7 protein-coding genes and 1 pseudogene are annotated in these 5,840 nt (G+C 42.7%); all 8 read left to right on the forward strand.

The genetic code is table 11. The features are described from left to right. The coding region (locus NWQ57_RS02300) for a pilin (protein ID WP_306020377.1) at positions 1-365 on the forward strand (365 nt) is incomplete at its 5' end. An 80-nt stretch (positions 366-445) separates the two neighbouring features. After that, positions 446-1,657: a type II secretion system F family protein gene (locus tag NWQ57_RS02305; RefSeq protein WP_306020378.1), complete on the forward strand. Its 1,212-nt coding sequence runs from the start codon at positions 446-448 to the stop codon at positions 1,655-1,657. Between the two features lie 292 nt (positions 1,658-1,949). Beyond that, positions 1,950-2,831 (forward strand): A24 family peptidase, encoded by an 882-nt coding sequence (locus NWQ57_RS02310; protein WP_306020379.1) that lies wholly within the window; start codon positions 1,950-1,952, stop codon positions 2,829-2,831. Further along, positions 2,828-3,433 carry a dephospho-CoA kinase gene (gene coaE / locus NWQ57_RS02315; protein ID WP_306020380.1) on the forward strand — a complete coding sequence of 202 codons (606 nt, stop codon included), beginning with the start codon at positions 2,828-2,830 and terminating at the stop codon, positions 3,431-3,433. Before NWQ57_RS02310 ends, coaE begins: the two co-directional genes overlap by 4 nt. Before the next feature lie 141 nt (positions 3,434-3,574). After that, the gene (gene zapD / locus NWQ57_RS02320) at positions 3,575-4,327 is read left to right on the forward strand and encodes a cell division protein ZapD (RefSeq protein ID WP_306020381.1); all 753 of its coding nucleotides are present in this window, start codon (positions 3,575-3,577) and stop codon (positions 4,325-4,327) included. A gap of 3 nt (positions 4,328-4,330) precedes the next feature. Then, positions 4,331-4,558, forward strand: coding sequence for a DNA gyrase inhibitor YacG (gene yacG / locus NWQ57_RS02325; RefSeq protein WP_306020382.1), 228 nt, complete (start codon positions 4,331-4,333; stop codon positions 4,556-4,558). 156 nt (positions 4,559-4,714) lie between these two features. After that, positions 4,715-5,455, forward strand: a complete 741-nt coding sequence (locus NWQ57_RS02330; protein WP_306020383.1) for a glutathione peroxidase — start codon at positions 4,715-4,717, stop codon at positions 5,453-5,455. Between the two features lie 138 nt (positions 5,456-5,593). Beyond that, positions 5,594-5,840 (forward strand): annotated as a pseudogene (locus tag NWQ57_RS02335) (phospholipase); the annotation flags it as partial.

Here is a 5,840-nt window from a genome sequence, read left to right on the forward strand (position 1 = left end):
TTGTTGTTGCCATCATCGGTATCTTGGCCATGATCGCATTGCCTGCTTATCAAACTTATACAGACAAAGCTAAATTTACTGAACTCAAAAACAGTGCTGGCGGTGCAAAAATTGCGGTTGAAATATGTTCGAATACTGAAGGATCTTTGGCAAACTGCGATGGTGGTTCAAATGGTATCCCTGCTGATGTAACTGCAGGTGCGGGTGTAATTGGCGTGACCACAGCTGCCGGGGTTATCACTATTGATGCAGCAACCGACGCTACTGGAAGTATGAGCGGCGCGTCATATGTGATGACACCTACACGTCAAGCTTCGGGTCAAGTTGTTTGGGCTGAAACATGTACACCAGCTACTTCATGCTAGTAAGTTACCAAAATTAAATATGAAAAAGCCCAGATTAAATTGGGCTTTTTATCGTTTAAAAATGATGGAGTAAAAATATCATGGCAGCTGCTCCTATCACGTATGAATATTCAGGCGCTAACAAACGTGGTCAGGCGGTTAAAGGTGAGATATCAGCTACCTCGATATTAGAAGCCAAAAATCAATTGCGCCGGCAAGGTATCTCTGCCAAAAAAGTCAAAAAGCTCAGCACACCTTTATTTGGCAAAGGGGCTGAAAAAATTAAGCCCATGGATATTGCCGTGGTATCGCGCCAGTTAGCTACCATGCTCAGTGCGGGTGTGACGTTGATCCAATCCATTGATATGATCGCCCAAGGTCATAACAATGTAAAAATGCGCAAAATGTTGGCTGAGATCAGCAACGAAGTAAAAGCGGGTAACCCCTTATCTAACTCGTTACGCAAACACCCTGACCAATTTGATGATTTGTACTGTGATTTAGTTGAAACCGGTGAGCAGTCTGGCGCCCTTGAAACCATTTACGACCGTATTGCCATTTACAAAGAAAAGGCCGAAGCCTTAAAGTCTAAAATTAAAAAAGCCATGTTTTACCCCATTGCGGTTATTACCGTGGCTTTTATCGTTACTACGATATTGCTTATTTTTGTAGTGCCACAGTTTGAAGAAATTTTCAGTAGTTTTGGCGCTGAATTACCTGCCTTTACCCAATTTGTTTTAGTGATTTCCCGTTTTATGCAAGACAACGGTCTGTTTGTTGGTGCGGGGCTATTTGTAGCAGGCTATTTATTTAAACGAGCACATAAAAAATCAAAAAAATTGCGTGATTCAGTGGATGCGAAACTGCTTAAAATTCCGGTGATTGGCGAAATACTCAAAAAAGCCTCCGTGGCTCGATTTACTCGTACTTTGTCAACCACCTTTGCCGCGGGTGTTCCACTAATCAGCGCCTTAGATTCTGCTGCAGGTGCTGCGGGTAATGCGATTTTCCGCGATGCCATTTTATTTGTGAAAAAAGAAGTGGCTGGCGGTATTCAAATGAATGTTGCTATGCGCTCAACGGGTGTGTTTCCAGAAATGGTGGTGCAAATGATCGCCATCGGTGAAGAGGCGGGGGCCGTTGATGAAATGCTCAGTAAAATTGCCTTTATCTATGAGGCAGAGGTAGATGACTTAGTTGATGGTTTAACCAGCTTGTTAGAGCCGATGATTATGGCTGTTTTAGGTGTAGTTATTGGAGGCTTAATTGTTGCGATGTATTTACCAATATTTGAAATGGGTAATGTCATATAAATAACTTCGAGTTGCGGGCGTGGGCTCGCGGCGGAAGCCGCTCCTAAAGAGCAATGATTGCTTTTTGTAGGAGCTGCTTTAGCTGCGAATCTCTTTTAACAGGTTTATGCTCAGGACCGACCCCACTCCTACTGAGTGATGATTTGTTGTTTTAGAAGCTGTCGGTGACCGGTGCATTTTAGCTACGAAATTCTCCTAGCAGCTCAATACACGTCATCATTGATTCATAGCTTGAGAAAAAAAAATCTGGCAAGCTATGGCGTTTTTCTCTCACTGATATAAGTTTTCAACGATGAATGCAATGTTACAACTCATGAGCGAATCACCCGCCTATTTTATTGGCACGGTGTTTGTGGTCAGTTTGTTGGTAGGTAGTTTTCTGAATGTGGTGATATATCGCCTACCTATTATGATGGAGCGCGCATGGCGCCAAGAATGTGAAAGTTATTTACACCCTGATCAAGCCTCTCATACCAGCCAAACTCAAGCTTTTAATCTGGTCAAGCCCGATTCAACTTGCCCCAGCTGCCAACACAAAATCAGAGCCTGGGAAAATATCCCCGTATTAAGCTGGTTATGGCTCAGAGGCAAATGTAGTCAGTGCCAAAATAGTATCTCTATTCGTTATCCCTTCGTTGAGCTGCTGAGCGCTGTTCTGAGCGCGGTTGCTGCGTGGCATTTTGGCTTTGGGCCAGCCGCTTTACTGGCCGTGCTTGCCACTTGGTTATTAATTGCGATGACTTTCATTGACTTAGACAAGATGTTATTGCCCGACCAATTAACCCTAAGTCTGTTGTGGATTGGTTTACTGGCCAGTATCAGTGGTGTGTATGTTGGTAGTGCAGATGCCATCATTGGCGCCGCCGTGGGGTATGTGTGTTTATGGTCGCTGTATTGGGCTTTTAAGTTGCTCACTGGCAAAGAAGGCATGGGCTATGGCGATTTTAAATTGTTAGCGGCTTTAGGCGCTTTTGTAGGGTGGCAACAATTACCTGTGGTGATTTTATTATCGTCCTTAGTTGGCGCCATTGTCGGTATCAGTTTGATTTTAATTCAAGGCCGCGACAAAAGTCAGCCTATACCCTTTGGGCCTTATTTAGCTGCAGCAGGCTGGTTAACCTTACTTTACGGTGATTGGTTTGTAAGCCAATACCTTGCCTGGATAGTGCGATGAGCACTTATGTAGTGGGGGTGAGCGGAGGAATTGGCAGCGGTAAAACTACCGTTACAAATCTATTTGCCGAATTAGGTATCGATATTATCGATGCCGATGTGATAGCTCGAGAGGTCGTTGCGCCTCAAACTCCTGGTCTAAATGCGATTGTGGCTAAATTGGGCCAAGATATTTTAGACAATCATGGCCACCTCAATCGCGCTTTACTAAGGCAGCTGGTTTTCACTCAGCCCGATCTGAAAGAATGGCTTAATCAGTTGCTCCACCCGCTAATTCGAGAGCAAATGCAGCAACAAACCCAAGGGGCCAGTTCGCCTTATTGTATTTTGAGTGTGCCCTTATTGGTCGAAAATCAGGGATATAAAACGGTGGACAGGGTACTGATAGTCGATGTGAGTGAAGCCACTCAGTTACAGCGCACCGTGCTTAGAGATAACAGCAATGTTGAACAGATATCTGCTATCATGCGGGCTCAAGCCAGTCGTGAACAACGTTTAGCCGTGGCCGATGATGTGATAGAAAATGAAGGCTCTGAACAAGAATTAATCGAAAAAGTAGCACAGCTACACCAGCTGTATTTATCATTAGCCGAGTCCGCATAGGCAACAATGTGAGTGAATAGGCGTGGTATTCGTTATATCGGCCTATAGATTTGCTTAAAAATTCTTTACAATGTTAGCTTGTCTCGACTCTGAGACCATAAAATTCCACTTATTTTCGATAAAAACAACTAAAGAGTCTTTATGTCACAAGCGATATACGAATTTCCGCTCAATGAAAAGGTCAGAACGTATCTGCGCCTAGAGCAGCTTTTTAAGCAGCTTGTACATGCCAATGTAGCCACTGAAAATTGGCAGTTTATCAATTTTTTTAGCTCACTATTTACCATGCTCGACCTCCTAGAGCGCCTTGATTTGCGCAACGACGTATTAAAAGATATTGAGCAACATGAAAAAAACTTAGTGATTTGGTCGCAGCACCCCAATATTGATAATGATGCACTGCAAGCCTCACTGAAAAAGATCTTACGTTTGAGAGAATCCCTCAAAGGCAATAAAAAGATTGGGGCTGATTTAAAAGAAGAACGTTTTCTGTCGTCTATTCGTCAGCGGTTTAGCATCCCTGGTGGTACCTGTAGTTTTGACCTACCAAATTTGCACTACTGGTTGCAGCAAGCTAATGCTGAGAAACTTAAAAACGTAAATACTTGGATGCAAGAGTTAAATCCGATTAAAGAAGCCATTGAAATAACGCTATCCTTCTTGCGTGAGCGAGGGCGTTTTGTGCAACACAATGCCGAGAAAGGTTTTTATCAAGGCCTTGCTGAAGACAAAAATGAATTAATTCGCGTAGTGAGTTTCACGGACCAAGGTTATTACCCTATGCTTAGCGGCAACAAATATCGGTATGCAATACGATTTACCCTTTTTACCCCAACGATTCAGGGTAGTAGTGGGGTTGATGCCACCGTTCCTTTTCAATTAGCGTGTTGTTAAATCATGAATGTAGCGTGTCCAATGTGTAAGAAAGAAGTCGAGTGGTCATCGGCGAGTGTTTTCAGGCCGTTTTGTTCAAAACAATGCCAGCTCATCGATTTAGGCGAGTGGGCTAATGAAGAAAAGGCGATACCCAGTGGGGGAAATAAAGACCAAGAGACCATCGCTTTACCCGATATAGAAGATATTGAGGCCATGTTAGCGGAAAAAGGAGATGACTTTTTTCAGTAGATTTATTCATTAAATTTGATTAATTTTTTATTTTAAATCTATTTTTTCTATTACATGCATCGTTTTTATCCCTTATCTTTTGTCACATTGAATCGTTATTCTAGCCTCACTGATTTAATGTTAAATACTGATTAACCTAACTAAACGAGGAAAACCATGTCTAATCCAAATTTTCAAGATAAAGCTGGTCAAGCTGTACCCGAAGTCACTTTTGCTATGCGCGTGAATGATGAGTGGGTAAAACGTACTTCAGCTGAGTTATTTAAAGGTAAAACCGTTGTGGTGTTTTCATTACCCGGTGCTTTTACCCCAACTTGTTCTTCAACCCATCTTCCCCGTTATAACGAATTGGCAAGCACCTTCAAAGCCAACGGAGTCGATGACATTATTTGTATGTCGGTAAACGATACGTTTGTAATGAACGCCTGGGCTGCTGATCAAGAAGCTGAAAATGTGACTTTGATCCCAGACGGTAACGGCGAATTTACTGAAGGTATGGGCTTATTAGTTGATAAAGCAGATCTTGGTTTCGGTAAACGTAGCTGGCGCTATTCGATGTTGGTGAAAGATGGTGTAGTCGAAAAAATGTTTGTTGAACCCAACAAGCCCGGCGACCCCTTTGAAGTGTCTGACGCTGACACCATGCTTGACTACATTGCACCAAATGCAGTGAAGAAATTGCCTGTGACTATTTTGTCAAAACCTGGGTGTCCATTTTGTGCAAAAGCAAAAAACCTACTAGATGAGAAAGGTTACCCCTACGAAGAGCTTGTTATGGGTAAAGAAGTCTCCTTTACCTCATTAAAAGCGTTATCAGGTAAAGAAACATGGCCACAAGTATTCATTGGTGGTAAACACATTGGCGGCAGTGACGACTTAGCGGCTTACTTCGCTTAATCGTTTATATCAACAATGAAAAAGGGCGCCTTTTAAGGCGCTCTTTTTTTTGCACAAGTAAAAGCCGATTGATAGCCATAGCGAAATCAGTAAAGCCTCGTTATAGTAAGGCAATATTTATCTGTTAAGACACCAAGTATGAAATTAGTTTTCTCTTTAGTAAGCCTTATGCTTTTTCTAAGTGGCTTTACCACTGTCTCCCATGCTCAAGAATTACAATCCGTTTTTAATCGTTTTGAACAACTTTACCAAACCGAGTTAGGCAGTACTCAAGGATGCAGTCAATCCTCTAGCACGCGATTTTCAGTCTGTTCCAGTGCCCTTAGAAATGATGGCAATGCGCCGTATATATTGCATCATGGCAAGCCCACTGGAAAAGTCATTG

Source organism: Paraglaciecola sp. (assembly GCF_030730205.1).
Classification (GTDB): domain Bacteria; phylum Pseudomonadota; class Gammaproteobacteria; order Enterobacterales; family Alteromonadaceae; genus Paraglaciecola.

Bases quoted from the DNA above. Each gene is read 5' to 3' on its own strand.
- NWQ57_RS02305 (WP_306020378.1), top strand. From the start codon at position 446: ATGGCAGCTGCTCCTATCACGTATGAATATTCAGGCGCTAACAAACGT.
- NWQ57_RS02310 (WP_306020379.1), top strand. From the start codon at position 1,950: ATGAATGCAATGTTACAACTCATGAGCGAATCACCCGCCTATTTTATT.
- coaE (WP_306020380.1), top strand. From the start codon at position 2,828: ATGAGCACTTATGTAGTGGGGGTGAGCGGAGGAATTGGCAGCGGTAAA.
- zapD (WP_306020381.1), top strand. From the start codon at position 3,575: ATGTCACAAGCGATATACGAATTTCCGCTCAATGAAAAGGTCAGAACG.
- yacG (WP_306020382.1), top strand. From the start codon at position 4,331: ATGAATGTAGCGTGTCCAATGTGTAAGAAAGAAGTCGAGTGGTCATCG.
- NWQ57_RS02330 (WP_306020383.1), top strand. From the start codon at position 4,715: ATGTCTAATCCAAATTTTCAAGATAAAGCTGGTCAAGCTGTACCCGAA.